16 protein-coding genes and 2 pseudogenes are annotated in these 15,844 nt (G+C 38.5%); 7 read left to right on the top strand and 11 right to left on the bottom strand.

All coding sequences use genetic code 11. From position 1 onward, the window contains the following. Window positions 1–16: 16 nt before the first annotated feature. From ACOWPH_RS27255 to ACOWPH_RS27245, 3 genes and pseudogenes are all read right to left on the bottom strand, one after another. The gene (locus tag ACOWPH_RS27255; RefSeq protein ID WP_015213245.1) at window positions 17–373 is read right to left on the bottom strand and encodes a hypothetical protein; all 357 of its coding nucleotides are present in this window, start codon (window positions 371–373) and stop codon (window positions 17–19) included. Window positions 374–388: 15 nt separating this feature from the next. After that, window positions 389–760 carry a hypothetical protein gene (locus ACOWPH_RS27250; protein ID WP_015213244.1) on the bottom strand — a complete coding sequence of 124 codons (372 nt, stop codon included), beginning with the start codon at window positions 758–760 and terminating at the stop codon, window positions 389–391. Between the two features lie 121 nt (window positions 761–881). After that, a pseudogene (locus tag ACOWPH_RS27245) lies at window positions 882–1,079 on the bottom strand (hypothetical protein); the annotation flags it as partial. A gap of 376 nt (window positions 1,080–1,455) precedes the next feature. Here ACOWPH_RS27245 and ACOWPH_RS27240 point away from each other — a divergent pair. Further along, a complete protein-coding gene (locus ACOWPH_RS27240; protein WP_015213242.1) occupies window positions 1,456–2,304 on the top strand; it encodes an Rpn family recombination-promoting nuclease/putative transposase in 849 nt (282 codons plus the stop codon). A gap of 302 nt (window positions 2,305–2,606) precedes the next feature. On the opposite strand, the pseudogene ACOWPH_RS27235 reads toward ACOWPH_RS27240, so the two are convergent. Then, window positions 2,607–2,864, bottom strand: a pseudogene (locus ACOWPH_RS27235) (hypothetical protein); the annotation flags it as partial. 276 nt (window positions 2,865–3,140) lie between these two features. On the opposite strand from ACOWPH_RS27235, the gene ACOWPH_RS27230 reads away from it, so the two are divergent. Beyond that, window positions 3,141–3,842: a tetratricopeptide repeat protein gene (locus tag ACOWPH_RS27230; RefSeq protein WP_015213240.1), complete on the top strand. Its 702-nt coding sequence runs from the start codon at window positions 3,141–3,143 to the stop codon at window positions 3,840–3,842. A 70-nt stretch (window positions 3,843–3,912) separates the two neighbouring features. Here ACOWPH_RS27230 and ACOWPH_RS27225 read toward each other — a convergent pair whose 3' ends face one another. After that, complete coding sequence (locus ACOWPH_RS27225) at window positions 3,913–4,200, bottom strand: TRADD-N-associated membrane domain-containing protein (protein WP_096713091.1); 288 nt, start codon at window positions 4,198–4,200, stop codon at window positions 3,913–3,915. Between the two features lie 401 nt (window positions 4,201–4,601). Here ACOWPH_RS27225 and ACOWPH_RS27220 point away from each other — a divergent pair, with 401 nt between their 5' ends. Continuing rightward, window positions 4,602–5,183, top strand: a complete 582-nt coding sequence (locus tag ACOWPH_RS27220) for an Npun_F5749 family FMN-dependent PPOX-type flavoprotein (RefSeq protein ID WP_015213237.1) — start codon at window positions 4,602–4,604, stop codon at window positions 5,181–5,183. A 3-nt stretch (window positions 5,184–5,186) separates the two neighbouring features. Here ACOWPH_RS27220 and ACOWPH_RS27215 read toward each other — a convergent pair whose 3' ends face one another. The 5 genes from ACOWPH_RS27215 to ACOWPH_RS27195 form a co-directional block, all read right to left on the bottom strand. After that, window positions 5,187–5,432, bottom strand: a complete 246-nt coding sequence (locus ACOWPH_RS27215) for a L,D-transpeptidase family protein (protein ID WP_422665639.1) — start codon at window positions 5,430–5,432, stop codon at window positions 5,187–5,189. Next, window positions 5,380–5,895 (bottom strand): L,D-transpeptidase family protein, encoded by a 516-nt coding sequence (locus ACOWPH_RS27210; RefSeq protein ID WP_422665638.1) that lies wholly within the window; start codon window positions 5,893–5,895, stop codon window positions 5,380–5,382. The genes ACOWPH_RS27215 and ACOWPH_RS27210 overlap by 53 nt, the downstream gene beginning before the upstream one ends. Before the next feature lie 62 nt (window positions 5,896–5,957). After that, window positions 5,958–6,710, bottom strand: a complete 753-nt coding sequence (cysE, locus tag ACOWPH_RS27205; protein ID WP_015213235.1) for a serine O-acetyltransferase — start codon at window positions 6,708–6,710, stop codon at window positions 5,958–5,960. Between the two features lie 287 nt (window positions 6,711–6,997). Further along, window positions 6,998–7,483 (bottom strand): hypothetical protein, encoded by a 486-nt coding sequence (locus ACOWPH_RS27200; protein WP_015213234.1) that lies wholly within the window; start codon window positions 7,481–7,483, stop codon window positions 6,998–7,000. 122 nt (window positions 7,484–7,605) lie between these two features. Beyond that, entirely contained in the window at window positions 7,606–9,279 is a 1,674-nt protein-coding gene (locus tag ACOWPH_RS27195; RefSeq protein WP_015213233.1) for a DUF3352 domain-containing protein, read from the bottom strand. Window positions 9,280–9,341: 62 nt separating this feature from the next. Here ACOWPH_RS27195 and ACOWPH_RS27190 point away from each other — a divergent pair, with 62 nt between their 5' ends. The 3 genes from ACOWPH_RS27190 to ACOWPH_RS27180 all read left to right on the top strand — a co-directional run bounded on the left by ACOWPH_RS27190 (window position 9,342) and on the right by ACOWPH_RS27180 (window position 13,756). After that, window positions 9,342–9,701, top strand: a complete 360-nt coding sequence (locus tag ACOWPH_RS27190) for a rhodanese-like domain-containing protein (RefSeq protein ID WP_015213232.1) — start codon at window positions 9,342–9,344, stop codon at window positions 9,699–9,701. Window positions 9,702–10,076: 375 nt separating this feature from the next. Further along, window positions 10,077–11,174: a heat-inducible transcriptional repressor HrcA gene (gene hrcA, locus ACOWPH_RS27185; RefSeq protein WP_015213231.1), complete on the top strand. Its 1,098-nt coding sequence runs from the start codon at window positions 10,077–10,079 to the stop codon at window positions 11,172–11,174. A gap of 200 nt (window positions 11,175–11,374) precedes the next feature. Next, window positions 11,375–13,756 carry a phosphoketolase family protein gene (locus ACOWPH_RS27180; protein ID WP_015213230.1) on the top strand — a complete coding sequence of 794 codons (2,382 nt, stop codon included), beginning with the start codon at window positions 11,375–11,377 and terminating at the stop codon, window positions 13,754–13,756. 467 nt (window positions 13,757–14,223) lie between these two features. Here ACOWPH_RS27180 and tatC read toward each other — a convergent pair whose 3' ends face one another. Next, window positions 14,224–15,018, bottom strand: a complete 795-nt coding sequence (tatC, locus tag ACOWPH_RS27175; RefSeq protein WP_015213229.1) for a twin-arginine translocase subunit TatC — start codon at window positions 15,016–15,018, stop codon at window positions 14,224–14,226. A gap of 276 nt (window positions 15,019–15,294) precedes the next feature. Here tatC and ACOWPH_RS27170 point away from each other — a divergent pair, with 276 nt between their 5' ends. Beyond that, window positions 15,295–15,525 (top strand): hypothetical protein, encoded by a 231-nt coding sequence (locus tag ACOWPH_RS27170; RefSeq protein WP_015213228.1) that lies wholly within the window; start codon window positions 15,295–15,297, stop codon window positions 15,523–15,525. The last annotated feature ends 319 nt before the right edge of the window (window positions 15,526–15,844 follow it).

Below are 15,844 nucleotides of genomic sequence, written 5' to 3'. Positions count from 1 at the left end.
CTTATACATCATACTACTAAGCATTTATAGCTAGTAAATATTCTAATTCATTGATATCTGTTACAACTTTACGTAATTGCTCACTGAAATATATAACTTCATAATTAGGTGCCAGTTCTTTTTGCAGTTGTTTCCATAAACTCATACCTTCTTGTTCAAAAGCTGCTTTAGCTTCTAAACTAGGAAAACCTGATGAATTAGGATCTTCCCAGTTCAACTTTGCATCATAAATATCTGCCCATTTCGCCAAACGGCTGATAGTTTCTTCACTTAATGGCATAGTTTCTGGATCAATATCTCCAGCTTTATCAGAACTAACCCACCATAGTGGATAGCATCCGTAATCAGCCATGAGTTTGATGTTTTCTGCCATAGTCACTTTACCAAGTTATGGGGAAGTTCTGGGATTAGCTCCTACTATATACCCATTCTCGCTTACAGTGACAGAGATGTAGTGAGTTTTGCTATTAAAATTAACTTCATAAATAGTGCGAGTTTTTTTTCTTCCTTGATACCCAATTATTCTCCCTTCCGTTAGTGCAGTAATAATTGCATCCGGTATCTGGTCTGGTTCTATGCCCTGATCTGCAAATTGTGAAGAATGTTCTTCTAATATATGCTGGAGTCCTGCTTCAGTGTTTCCTTCTTCTACAAATACGATTTTGCCATCTGCTTGTTTAGCAATCTTGACTATTTTCTCAGGGGTATGCTTAACGTCGTCAAGTTGGGCAATTAAGGCTAATTTTTCATCATTGTTCATTTACATATATCCTTCAATTGGGGATAAGTTGTTTCTATATAAATAGTGTCAAGTGCGATTCCTACGGAGCGCTATCGCAAACCTCACACTAGTAGTTTGTCAAATTTATTTTGACGGGTTGCGAAAATTTGCCAAGTTCGACTAAACAGCGTAATGTGCGATTCCTACGGAGCGCTTCGCTATCGCACACCTGATCATAACTTTCCTTTAAAAGAGCCTCTGTACGACGGCTGCAAGTCATAAAAAGTACAGGATTAGTCGCTGGAGCAGATTCGGGAAAAGATGGACTCTGGCGTTTACGTTCCAGTTCTTGAACCATAATAAGGTCTTGTTGCTGACTAACAAGTTAAGACTATAACGTCAAGTAGTTAGAGGATGGAAGATTGATAAATTTACCGCTTTGCGCTATGTCTTATTTTGTATTAAATGTAACTATATTTTAATTTCAGTACAAAACCCTGACTATATGCCAGGGTTGTAAAGTCTCGAAGTTTTATCGTTCAGTTTTTCTGAAATAGCTTATATGTGTAATCTAGAAATTCCCATTCAAGTGAGGTACAAAAATTCATAATTAAACGCAGATAAACGCAGATAAAATATTTTGTATAATGATATAATATGCAACAGTTTTATATTTAATTGTTACCAAAACGGAATCCTGCCTTCGTTAACAAAACAAATCGGGAATTTAATTAATGCGTAGAGACTCTATTTTTTATAAACTCTTCCAACAATATCCATTTGTGTTATTTCAATTATTGGAAAACCCACCCCAAAATGCAGAATTATATAAATTTGATTCTGTAGCCGTGAAAGAACCAAAATTTGAAATTGACGGCGTGTTTTTACCTCCAGAAAGTGAAACCAAAGGTACAGTTTATTTTAGTGAAGTGCAATTTCAAAAGGATGAACAACTGTATGAGAGATTATTTGCCGAATCTCACTTATATTTCTACCGTAACCGTGATAGATTTACTGACTGGCAAGCGGTTATAATATATCCATCTCGGAATATAGAACAAAGTGATATTTCTCCTCATCGTTCTTTGCTTAATGGCGATCAAGTGCATAGAATATATTTAGATGAGTTGGGAGATATTCAACAATTACCTGTATGGGTAGGATTAATGGTACTGACGACTTTAAAAGAAAGTCAAGCACCAGCAGCAGCTAGGTATTTATTAACAAAAAGTAATCAAGAATCATCACCCAATGAGATGATTTTAGAAATGATTACTACAATCATGATGTACAGGTTTGAAAATCTGACTTTGCGGGAGGTTCAAGTCATGTTAGGAATTTCATTAGAAAGAAGTCGCGCTTATCAAGAAATTAAACAAGAAGGAAGACAAGAAGGACTCAAAGAGAGTGCTTTAAATTTAGTCATGCGACTGCTAAATAAACGTTTGGGAGAGCTACCTGAGGAAGAAAACAATAATATTACTCAGTTATCTTTGAGCAATTTAGAAAATCTTGGAGAAGCGTTGTTAGACTTTACCAGTTTACAAGATTTACAAAGTTGGTTAAGTCAAGTCCAAGATTAATTGATTACTGTTTACTGTTCAGATCCCCGCATTTTCAACATCACTCAATGATTGATGGTATATTGTTAGAATTCGGGGATCTCAAAAATAGTAGAGGTAAAATAAATTTTTAAACTATTTTAAAACAACCTTTGAAATTTTATTCAATTACTAAAATATCAATTATCAGCTTAAAAAACTCTTGTTATATCTTTTAAAGTAATTTTCTCGTTCCCATACATTTTATTGCATTACCCTGGCTTCTGAACAAAGCTAGGGAATTTTTTTGTGTATCGTTGGGGAAGTCTTTGAGACTAGGTTTAGTTGCACTGCATTTTGTCGGAAATGGCAGCTTCTTCACGGGTGAGTTTTCCCAGTTCGACTAAGCCCTTAAGAGTGCGATTCCTACGGAGCGCTTCTCTACGAGACGCTACACGAACGCTATCGCACACCTGATCATAACTTTCCCTTAAACCGTCCTCTGTACGGCGGCTGTAAGTTCTAAAAAACACAGGATTTGCTGCTGGTGCAGATTCTGGAAACGTTGCACCCTGACGTTTCCGTTCAAGTTCTTGAACCATAATAAAATGACAAAGTTAGCATAAATTCCGAATTGTACCATTTGTAACGAAATTTTACCCAGGAATTCCATATAAAATTTAGTATAAAAAATCACTACTAAGGAAAATTGGTTAGTTAGATTGGTAACAACCGTTTGAAAATTTGTTATGCTTTATAGCAATATTAAATCAGATATAAAATTGTTACTTATATTTTTACTCTTCCTTTTTCTCTTTGTATTTTTCTAAGTTCGTTAAAAAATAATTCATTTGCTGAAAATTAGGGAGTTTATTTTCATGAGAGAAATATTCGATATGATTTTTGGAACATCACCATCGTGGCGAAGAGGTGACCAAAAGTTAAAACAGGGAGACTATACAGGCGCAATCAAAGACTTTAGTCAAGCAATAGCTACTAATCCAAATGATAGTTTTTCTTATTGTCATAGGGGTTCTGCTTATGCAGCATTAGGAGACCACAAAAAAGCAATCGAAGACTACACTCAAGCAATTCGTTTATCTCCATCAGAACCAGGTTTCTATAACAACAGAGGTATATCTTATTGTGCAGTAGGAGATATTGAAAGAGGTATTGAAGATTACAAGAGAGTTATACATATAGATTCTTCGATACCTCAAGGTCATCGTTATCTTGGCATAGCTTACATAAAAATCAATAAATATGATTATGCTGTGAGATGTTTAACTCGTGCTATACAAATAGATTCAAAATATCCTAGTGCATATGCTTATAGAGGTTTAGCATATACAGGGTTAAAGAAATATGCTGAAGCCTTGAAGGATTTCGATCATGCTCTTGAAATTTATCCTCAATATTCAGAAGCTTATAAATTTAGAGGAATGCTGTATATAGAAATTGGAGAAACTTCAAGTGCTATAGAAGATTTAAAAAAAGCAGCAGGATTATTTTTCAACCAAAATAATATGTTAGAACAGCAAAATGTATTGTCTCTCATCAAGGAAATAGAGGGTAGATAATCAGAAAGGCGGTTGCAGTATAAATTACTGAACCGCATGAAATGAGCAAAAACTTAGGTTTTATATTTCCCTATTCGCCAGAAGAATATTTTTTTTTAAAATTTTCCCTAAGTTCTTCCAGCGTTTTGCTTGATTTTTGCGCGATTTGACTACAGTATGTAGTTGATAGTAGTCCTGTAGCAGTAGTAACGCTTCCTTCGTTAGCTTTTCCAGAAATTAAAAGAAAAGCACCAACTACACTGATGCAGATAGAAGCAGCACTCGAAACTAAACTTAGATTGAACGTTTGTCTGGCTTGCCGAAGATGTTCTTGAGCAATATCCAGCCGTATCATCCGATATGGATCTTTATCATTCATAATTAATTGAATCCTTATTTTTGATTCCCCTAGTTCTTGATTTGAACTAGGGAATTTTTTCAAGCCAAGTAGAGGTGAAGTTATAACAATCGAAAAGGTTCGACTTCTTCACGGCTCAGTTTGCCTAATTCGACTAAACAGCATAATTTGCGATCGCTTCTTGTCCCACCAGTTCAACAAATGTAAGTTCTAAAAAACACAGGATTCGCTGCTGGGGCAGTTTCGGGGAAAGATGCACTCTGACGTTTATGTTCCAGTTCTTGAACCATAATAAAGATCCATTTATTTTTGGATGAAATAAGAATATAACGCCAAATAGTTTGGTTTCAGGGTGGTAAATTATAATTAATTTACCAATTTGTACTATTTATACAAAAGTATAAATTACAACCACAATAAAAATGTCTCTAGCACCCTGGCGCAGTCTGATCACTCGCGCACTACATCAAAATCGCAGTCTTGTTTATTCCCGTTATTTACAACTTGCAACCGTGCGAGAAAATGGTTTACCTGCAAACCGCACTGTAGTATTTCGTGACTTTCTCGACGATACCAATCAGCTAAAATTTATTACAGATATTCGTAGTGCAAAAGCTGAACAAATACAGCAACAATCTTGGGGGGAAGTTTGCTGGTATTTTCCTAAAACCAGAGAACAATTTCGGATTACTGGAAAATTAATTTTAGTTACTGCTAATTCTCATCCACATTTACAACCTGCGAGAATTAAAATGTGGCAAGAATTGAGTGATGCGGCTAGAGTACAATTTGCTTGGCCTGATCCGGGTGAGATGAGAGTAAGAATTCCAGAAGCGTTTACACCACCAGCACCAGATCCTATTCAACCATTAGAAACTTTTTGTTTGTTATTACTTGAAGCTACACAAGTAGACCATTTGGAATTGCGAGGGGAACCACAAAATAGAACTTTTTATCAACTTGATGAAAATGAAAATTGGTATTGCCAAGAAATCAATCCTTAAACATTAAGGATTAATTTCCACAACTGTACCTTTCTGTACTAATTGATATATCTCATCTACATCTTTATTTTTTAAAGAAGGACAGCCTAAAGTCCAATTTTTGCGGATATCAATCATTTCATCTGCACCCGCAGGTACACCATGAATACCAACTTCACCACCAATAGGAATATACCAAGCTAATTCACCATTAATTTTAGCTTGAAAATGCTTGCGCCAAGATTGAGGATGAGGGTAATTCAACCACATAAATTTTGACCATTGGGGGTGCGGATAAAGGTCTTGAATTTGTAAATATTCCTTCTGGTGTTTTTTTGTCACCTTCTCTTTGTTTATCACCTGTCGGGTTAGCACCAAAAACTACAGGATAGGATTTGATGGGACTGAGGTTATAATAAAGCGTTAATCTGTGTTGGGATTTCTCAATTAAAATAGATATTTTCTGTTTATTGATAGGTTTTGTAATTAATTTTTCTATTGGTTGGTCATAATTTAATAATTCATCTCCAATTATAGGTTTATGTATTTTTTGTTCTAATTTGCAATTGTAAATACATAAAATCTCAGGAATTTCTGTAACTGGAAATATTAAACCTATTCGTAGTAACAACCAATAAAATACAGAACCAGCAACAATAAACAAGGGAATACTTAATATTATTCCATGTCGTTTGACATTTTTTGTTAGTGCTTCTGTATTGATGATTGGCATATTTTTTAATTATCCAAAAATCTAAATTAATGAATGGGCGGGAAAAACCCAAACCTACTTTTTTAAATTCCCGCACCATCAAAAAATTCTTGGATGTTTTTATCTCTAATATTACAAAAGTTGTGTTCTTTTGGTAATTCATTCTCTTGAATAAAGTTACCTGCTAAAACTGGAGTTTTTGCCGGAGTTTGGAGAGCTTGAATTTGTTCTTCAAGTGCTTCAATGCGGTCAACTAAGGTGCGAATTACTTGAGCTTCTGAATCTGGTAAGTTGTTGTGTTCTAGAGGGGAAACTCGAACTCCAGCACGATAGATAATGCGACCTGGTACGCCTACAACTGTGCAACTAGAAGGAACATCTCTCAAAACAACTGAACCTGCACCAATGCGGACATTATTCCCAATTTGAATATTTCCTAAAACTTTTGCACCAGCACCAACGACGACATTTTCGCCTAATGTGGGGTGGCGTTTGCCGCTTTCTTTACCAGTACCCCCAAGGGTGACACCTTGATAAATTAAGGCATAGTCTCCGATGATGGCTGTTTCACCAATGACGACTCCCATTCCGTGGTCAATGAATACGCCTTGACCAATTACAGCCCCTGGGTGAATTTCAATGCCGGTGAAGAATCGAGCTATGTGAGAAATCAAGCGGGGGAAAAAGGGAATACCAATACTATGCAGCCAGTGAGCTAACCGATGGAAGATTAAGGCTTGCAAACCCGGATAGCAAAACAGAACTTCCAACCAACTCCGGGCTGCGGGGTCACGTTCAAAGATAATGCGAAAATCGGCACTTAGTGTAGATAGCACGAGATAGTACCCTTGGAGAGCAAGACAAGCTACTCTCCCATATTATCGTTACTTGGTCATTGGGGACTTCCAGGAAATAAATTATCCAATCTTGTGGGATGGGCTTCTAGCCCGTCCGGTTTTAAGGGTAGGCTTTTCGGCCTACCCCACAAGAATTAATTGAATATTTTTTATTTGGAAGTCTCTTGATGATTGATGATTGGGGACTGGGTAGTAATTGATAATTACGAATTACGAATTACGAATTACGAATTACGAATTACGAATTACGAATTACGAATTACGAATTATTGTTCTACAGTCAAAGTGTAGTTATGCTTGAATCCACGATTAAATGTACCTACCCAAATACGATATTTGCCACGTTTCCATTGACGATCGCTCACATTAGCATCTTTGTTCCTACCTGTATCATCACCGCAACGAATTGTCTGATCGTCTGGGCCTTGGATAAATAATGTGGTGTCATAACCACTCTTCACCTGTATTTTCATCTGATCGAAGTCTTTTTCTAAGACGAGAATGTGATCAGGATTGGGATCACCAAAGCCGATGCAAATATTTTTATCGCGATCGCGGTTGCTCATGGCAGATAATGAATAAGATCCGCCTGTATAACCAGTCACAGTTCCTTGTCCTGGTTCAAAACCTGGTGATAACTTCAGAGTTCCAAAATTTGCTGTCTCTGCGGCTACAGGTGTAGCTATCATGGCGATAATTGTAGCTAACAGCCAGCCACCTCGAAAGTGAAGCCAGAAGCGACGGTCTCTCATGTTAGCTCTCCCAGATGTTGATTTTTGTGACTATCTATACTAATTTTATGTAAAAAAAGAGCCAATTGCTAGTGCTTGTGTCACATTTCCAGGTGACACAGATAGCACTTTTCTATTGATATTTATTTAGTCAAGCTATTAAGCTGCAAGAACACGCCACCTTTGAGGGTTTCTGGCTGACTACCATAACTACTGACTGTAAGCGATCGCAGATTATCAAAAAGTGGTTTTCCTAAAACTTCCACAAATTTGAGAATCGGTAGCTGACTTTCAAGAATGTTTTTACTCTTTTTCCAATCAATATATATGTATCCTTGGTTGGATTGAGGGAAGGTAGAAATACTATTTTGAAAATTGCGATTATCAACAAGAGAACTTTCTTGATGTGTAAGAATTTTCTCCATCGTTGCTAGGTCTGAGGTGAAAATTTCATAATTATCAATGGTTGTATGTACTCCTCCGATTTTGGCTTCGACGTTGACGGCTGTTTTGTCTTCAGTAGTAGCGGTTAACTCTGTCCACGCAGAGACTTTTTGCTTGTTGAGAATCAGAGAACTAACATTAAAACCATTGTTGATAGCGATGTTATCTAACCTAGCTATACCTGTTTCTAATTGCGGCGTTTTTGCCACCACAAACATCCAATTTGCTTGATTGGCTAAAAGTGGGTTATCTTCAGTTAGGGATGCGATCGCATATTCTCCTGTTACCCAACTAAAAATATTCTCACTCAAGTTGAGATTCCAGCGTTTTTGGAAGTCTACCAAAGGTTTAACCCAGCGAGAAATAGCTTGTTCCTCAGAACCGTAGATTGTTGTTGTTCCTTGTTTCCACAGTTTTGCTAAATCGCTTGCACCTAAATTACTTAAATTCACCCCAGCAACAGCCAAACCTGCCGATTCGGGAATATAGTGCAATGCACCCACAGGTTTAGACAATAATGGAGATGGAGGAGCAACTTTTGTAGTTGCTAAAAATGTGCTTTCCGCCAGCAATCCTTGGGGATTTAATACTAAAGAAACAATTTGGCTATTATAGATTGATTCTACTAATTCCCATCCTTGCCACTTAGCAACTACGGGCAGATTCAAAAAAGCTACAGCTACAGCATCTTTGGGCAACTCTTGAACAGCTTTTTGATATTCGGGAGAATCACTCAAATTCAATTGCGGTGCTTGGACATTATTAATTGCTTCTCGTAATACCTTAGCGTCATTAGCAAACAAAACAAAATCATCAACAACCGCACCAGCTAAACGATTTTGAATTTTTGCAGGTGTTGTTACTTCTGGGGTATCAGAAAGCAATGTCACCCCTTTGTATTGTTCGACCGCCAAATTTGCTCCAGCTAAAGCCCGTTTAGAGAATAATAACTCTACAAACTCACGGCTTTTTTCTGGCTTTTCAGTGGCAAGCGCCATCAGATACCCTGGTTGCAGTCCGTTTTCTGGGTCGCGGTCTATATCTTCACTAGTAACAGCCAGGCTAATTTCATTACTTAGCCAAGGTTTGATATCATCTCGGAAGTCTATGTTACTCTTTGCCAGTAAACTGTTTTTGAGCTTAGAAATCTCCCCTTTTTGCTCTATTGCTTGCAAACGGTCGGGATTTATTAATAATGACACCATCACAGGTGACATTTTTGACACAAATATAGCAGCCCCAGGTTCAGATTTAGGGACACCGAGATTGAATGGACTTTTACCAAAAAACCAATAAAAGCCAGCAATACCAATTAGTAGCAAGACGATGACACCAGCTACCAGGAAACCAAAAAATGAGCGTTGACTGTTCACTTAAACCTATTTTCCAGCTTTTCTGCCAACATAAATAGTATAGGATCGTTTAGAAAAACTGCATGACAGGTACATCGTTTGATCAACCCTTTTCCCCAATTAGCGTAGAAGAACTAGCACAACGTCTTGCCGCCGGTGATTCTGGTTTGCAACTAATGGATGTGCGCGAACCTCAAGAAGTCGAAATAGCAAGCCTTGAAGGGTTTGTAAACCTGCCCCTGAGTGAATTTGCTGAATGGGGCGAGCAAGTCCCCACCCGCTTTGATCCCCATGCAGAAACCCTTGTCTTGTGTCATCACGGTATACGTTCTGCCCAGATGTGTCAATGGTTAGTTGCTCAAGGATTTACAAATGTTAAAAATATTACGGGTGGTATTTCTGCTTATTCGATATTAGTTGATTCTTCAGTTCCTCAGTATTAACATTGGTAGACAGGGGGCAGGAGGCAGAAGTTTAATATTTTTAACTTGATTTGTCCTCCTCATTTCCATTCCCTGTCTATCAAATAAATAAATCAGTATCGAAAAATACAGCTTTGCTGAGAGGCTTATGAAAGAATGTAGAAAAAGATGAAAATCCTATCTTAATTAACACAGCTTTTGGTGCTATGGTCGAGCTGTATTAGGTAATACGCTATGATGATGGGTTAAAGGTAACTTTTGCGTGAATACCCATCACACGAGTATATAATTTGCTATCTTAATTAAATAATTATTAACCTTTTTTTGCTTTGTGGTTCCAGCCACAATATTTTTTTCAAACTTTGATTAAAATTTGCCTTCAGTAAAATATCACCTATGCAAGTCCAGCTGACAAATCGACAACAGCATATACTTTGGGCAACTGTACGCCACTACATTGCTACGGCAGAGCCGGTTGGCTCTAAAGCTCTAATTGAGGAGTTTGACCTTGGTGTTAGTTCTGCAACTATTCGCAATGTCATGGGTGTTTTAGAAAAATCTGGGTTACTTTACCAACCACACACTTCAGCAGGGAGGATACCTTCTGATTCTGGTTATCGCACTTATGTTGATCAACTAATTACACCTTCTTTTCGAGATGGTACACGAACAGAAGCTTTAACTAAAGAGGTAGAAGCAGCATTACAACAACTTCGACCTTGGGAAGATTGGAGTTTGGAAGCTTTATTGCAAGGTGCTGCACAAATTTTAGCAACTTTGAGTGGCTGCATTACTTTGATTACCATGCCACAACCGACTACTGCACAGTTACGACATTTGCAATTAGTGCAGATTGAACCTGGCACAGTCATGCTGATTGTAGTGACAGATGGTTATGAAACGCATTCTAAGGTGATGGATTTATTCACAGCGTCGTCAGAAACTAAACCTGATCCTGAGGTAATTGATCATGAGTTGCAAATTGTATCCAATTTTCTAAATAGCCACTTACGCGGACGTAGTTTGTTGGAGTTAGCCAAACTTGACTGGAGTGAGTTAGATCAAGAGTTCCAACGCTATGGTGAATTCTTGAAAAATTCAATTGCAGAGTTGACGCGTCGCACTTTAGCACCAACTGCAACACAAATTATGGTGCGTGGGGTAGGGGAAGTTTTGCGTCAGCCAGAATTTTCTCAATTACAGCAAGTGCAAACTATTATCCATCTTTTGGAAGAAGAACAAGAACAGTTGTGGCGTTTAATCTGTGAGGAACCAGAAACTAAGGAAATTGGTAAGTCAAGGGTGACAATTCGTATTGGTGCAGAAAACCCACTAGAACCAATTCGTGGTTGCACTTTAATTTCTTCTACCTATCGTCGGGGTTCTGTACCAGTGGGGAGTGTGGGAGTTTTGGGGCCAACTCGTTTAGACTATGAAAGTGCGATCGCAGTTGTAGCCGCAGCAGCAGATTACCTGTCAGAAGCTTTTAGTTAAATTGCCTAAATCGTCTTGAGAAAAATTTCTTTTGCTTTGTTATGGCTAGGATGTGTTTCCTATGCCTTTTTCGTTGTCTCTATGTGAGATAAAAAAATATTTAACTTTCTACCGAAAAAATTAATCACAGGTAAGATGACAGTGAGTCAGCCAACCAATACACTGACACCAATCGTGCAAATACCTTTCTGGAGTTTAAAATGACCATTACCAGCACTCCACAAATAAAGCCATTATCAGATACAGAATTACAGAAAATCAACGCCTATTGGCGTGCAGCCAATTATCTTTCTGTTGGGCAAATATACCTCCTCGACAATCCCCTACTGAGAGAACCACTCAAACAAGAACACGTCAAACCCCGGCTGTTAGGACACTGGGGAACCACACCAGGACTCAACTTTATTTATGCCCACCTCAACAGAGTCATTAAAAAGTACGATTTAAGTACAATTTACATAGCAGGCCCCGGTCATGGTGGACCCGGACTTGTTGCTAACACTTACTTAGAAGGAACTTACAGCGAATATTACCCCAACATCTCCCAAGATGCTGGAGGGATGCAAAAACTATTCAAGCAATTCTCATTTCCTGGTGGTATTCCTAGCCACGTTGCGCCAGAAACTCCGGGTTCTATTCATGAAGGGGGAGAACTGGGTTATGCGTTAGTTCACGCCTTTGGTGCTGCTTTTGATAACCCTGATTTAATCGTCGCTGCGGTTGTTGGTGATGGTGAAGCAGAAACAGGCGCTTTAGCTACTAGCTGGCATTCTAACAAATTCCTCAACCCCGTTACTGATGGTGCAGTTTTACCAATTCTGCATTTGAATGGATATAAAATTGCGAATCCCACAGTATTGGCACGGATACCTCATGATGAACTAGAAAGCCTATTTATCGGCTATGGTTATAAACCTTACTTTGTGGAAGGTGCTGATCCTGCGGAAGTTCATCAAAAAATGGCAGCAGTATTAGATATTATTATTCCCGAAATTCAAGGTATCCAAAGAGAAGCACGGGTACATGGATTTAAGGAACGACCGCAATGGCCAATGATTATTTTGCGAACTCCTAAAGGTTGGACTGGTCCGAAGGAAGTTGACGGCAAAAAAACAGAAGATTATTGGCGATCGCACCAAGTGCCTTTTGGTGATATAGCTGGTAAACCGGAACATCTGCAACTTCTAGAAGATTGGATGAAGAGTTACAAACCAGAAGAACTCTTTGATGTTAACGGTACACTACTTCCTGAACTCGCAGAACTAGCACCCCAAGGTCAACGCCGCATGGGAGATAACCCCCACGCCAACGGCGGTATTGTGCTGCGTGACTTGATTATGCCCGAATTTGAAGATTATGCTGTATCTGTTCCTTCTCCTGGTAAGGCGATCGCAGAAGCTACTAAAGTTAGTGGTAAATTCCTGCGGGATATCATGAAACTCAACCAGGAAAGCCGCAACTTCCGCGTCTTTGGCCCTGATGAAACCGCATCAAATCGTCTTGATCCAATATTAGAAGTCACAAACCGTACTTGGGTAGCCGAAATTCTCCCAGAAGATGACCACCTATCAGCCAACGGTCGAATCATGGAAATGCTTAGTGAAACCAACTGTCAAGGCTGGTTAGAAGGTTATCTTCTCACAGGTCGTCATGGTTTCTTCTCCTGTTATGAAGCATTTATTCACATCATTGATTCCATGTTCAACCAACACGCCAAATGGTTGAAAACAACTCTGGACATTCCCTGGAGAAGACCGATAGCATCTCTTAACTATCTGCTAACTTCTCATGTTTGGCGACAAGACCACAATGGTTTTTCACACCAAGACCCAGGTTTTATTGACCACGTAATTAATAAAAAAGCCGAAATTGTTCGCGTCTATTTACCACCTGATGCAAATACTTTGCTATCAGTTACCGACCATTGTTTAAGAAGTCGTCATTATGTCAATGTCATCGTTGCCGGAAAGCAGCCAGCATTACAATATTTAGACATGGATTCGGCAATTAAACATTGCACCAAAGGCTTAGGTATTTGGGAATGGGCTAGTAGTGATTTAGATGGGGAAACAGATGTAGTTATGGCCTGTGCTGGAGATATTCCTACCTTGGAAACTCTAGCAGCAGTAGACATCCTGCGTCAAAATTTCCCAGATTTAAAAGTACGGGTAGTGAATGTAGTTAATTTGATGAAACTACAGCCACAAAGTGAACATCCCCACGGTTTAAGCAGCAAAGATTTTGATATTATTTTCACAACCGATAAACCAATTATCTTTGCTTTTCATGGTTATCCTTGGTTAATTCATCGCCTTACTTATCGTCATACTAACCACAAAAATATTCATGTCCGTGGTTATAAGGAAGAGGGAACAACAACGACACCTTTTGATATGGTGGTGATGAATGATTTAGATAGATTCCATTTGGTTATGGATGTTATTGACCGTGTACCAAAATTAGCTTCTAAAGCTGCTTATGTGAAGCAAAAACTGCAAGATAAGTTGATTGAACATAAGCATTATATCGAGACTCACGGTGAAGATATGCCAGAAATCCGCGATTGGAAGTGGCTTTATTAGAGGATGTCTGAGAAGTATCAGAATTGATTGAGATCTCCCCAACCCCCTTTTTAAAGGGGGATTTAAGGGGATATGCGGGTGTCCTATCCCACACGAAAAAGTTTTCAAACAACCTTTAAGGAGGATCTATGCTAATTCTATGTTTCCAAGATTTGGTTACTTATTTAAAATAGATGGGTAATAGAACTGAAATACACCCCACCCGCGCTGTCGCGCACCCTCCCCTTACCAAGGGGAGGGTTGGGGAGGGGTAATTTTGTATCTAACTAGAGTGGGAAAGGCTATATTTAAAATAGATGGGTAATAGAACTATATAATCGCTCTAAGGCTTGAAATATATGGTGCTTAACCCAGATTTCTCACAAATCCTGCGATATCACTCCCTATAATTCTTATCTCCAATATGTTTCTGGCATTTTTAATTTGACAGACTAATAGCTTCTTTCTTCATACGCTTAAAATGACTATTATTTTCCTGTAAGTTTAACTAAACCAACACCACCAAAATAAAGACCTAAAACAGCCCCTGCTAAAAGACTTTGAGTGAGAGGATCAGTAGAAGGTGTGAGAACTGCTCCTAAAACTACTGCTCCCATAATTACAAAACGCCAACCAGCCACCATTTTTTCAGAAGAAACAATCCCTAAATTACCTAATAATAATTGAATAATTGGTATTTGAAATGCTAACCCAGTACTGAACAAAAGCAACAGTACAAATTCAAAATATTTTTCAATCGACCACAATTGTTCTACAACATCTGCACCGTAGCTAATAAAAAATTGCAACGCTGCGGGAATAAGTAATAAATAAGCAAATACTAACCCACCTACAAACAACACACTAGACCCTAAAACTACAGGCCCCAACAAACGGCGTTCACGGCGTGTCAGTCCGGGAAGCACAAACTGCATAATTTGGTAAAGAATAAAGGGACTAGCAAGCACCACACCACTGTAACCAGCAACTTTGATAGACACAAAAAAATATTCTCCCGGTGCTAGTTGGAGAAATTTAATCCCATGGGCGGGGACTTCTAGCAACTGAACCAGGGGTTTAACAGCAACAAAACAACCGATAACAGCCACTACAACAACAATTAAAGAATAGAAAATCCGTTGCCGCAACTCCTCAAGATGGTCAAAAAAGGACATTTCGACCTCATCTGGCAACTCATCAAGGGGATTATCGTCAGAGTTTTCGTATCCTTCCATGTCCATGTCAGGGGAATTGATAGTATCCACATCTGATAAAGGTGTCATAAGTCCATTAATAGCAAACATTCCTTCATTATTTTATCTGCCAGAGCGACGAGCAATGGAGGATTTTAGAGTTTGGGGAATTTTTCCGGTTGTTTAGCATTACATCTGCATAAGTAAGTAGGCATTTGTGGGGAATGTCTACTACACACAAGTACGGAAACGTTAATTTGTCAATTACCTCTGGAGTAACTACTACCGCTGTGCTGTGGTATTAACTCTAGTTGGTCAAAATAATGTTTCCGATAACCCAATCATCATTAGTAAAAGAGGTTTGGGATGAAAAGAAAAATTTATCTGCGATTGATGATATTGCCAGTATGTCTGTCCAATTCTACTTCAGGTATTGCCAGTAGTAATTTTTCGCTTTTCCAGTATATGTTGCCGATGACAACTGCTCAAAATACAATAGTTGCTGATGCTAATTTTCAGCCGGAATTTAAAAAAAATATCCACGCCAGAGATGATCAAACCGAAGATTGTTTAAGATCAGGTATCTGTAAGGATTAATGTTTGTTTAAGACTACTAGCCTAGATGGCAATTACCCATTACCCTTTACCTACACAATTACTTTTTTAAAATTTAATTGTGTTGTTGTGTTACATAAAATTATTTGTCGTCCTATAAAATAATGAGACTAGACGAAAAATATATAGTTTATCAAACAGAATTCAGGAGTCAGGAGTCAGAATTCAGTTGGGTATTCTGTGCGAGTGGTGGATGAATAACCGGGTTTAAGACCCCCACCAAATCGTAGTTTTGGTGGTCTACAAACAGTTGCGGGTCTGTAGCTTGCTTCCCGCAGGATATCCCCGACTGATAGCGCAG

Origin of the sequence: Anabaena sp. PCC 7938, from assembly GCF_049315035.1 — a bacterium.
GTDB lineage: Bacteria > Cyanobacteriota > Cyanobacteriia > Cyanobacteriales > Nostocaceae > Anabaena > Anabaena cylindrica.
Note: the sequence above shows the minus strand (reverse complement) of the source record. Positions and strands in the feature narration are given on the sequence as shown.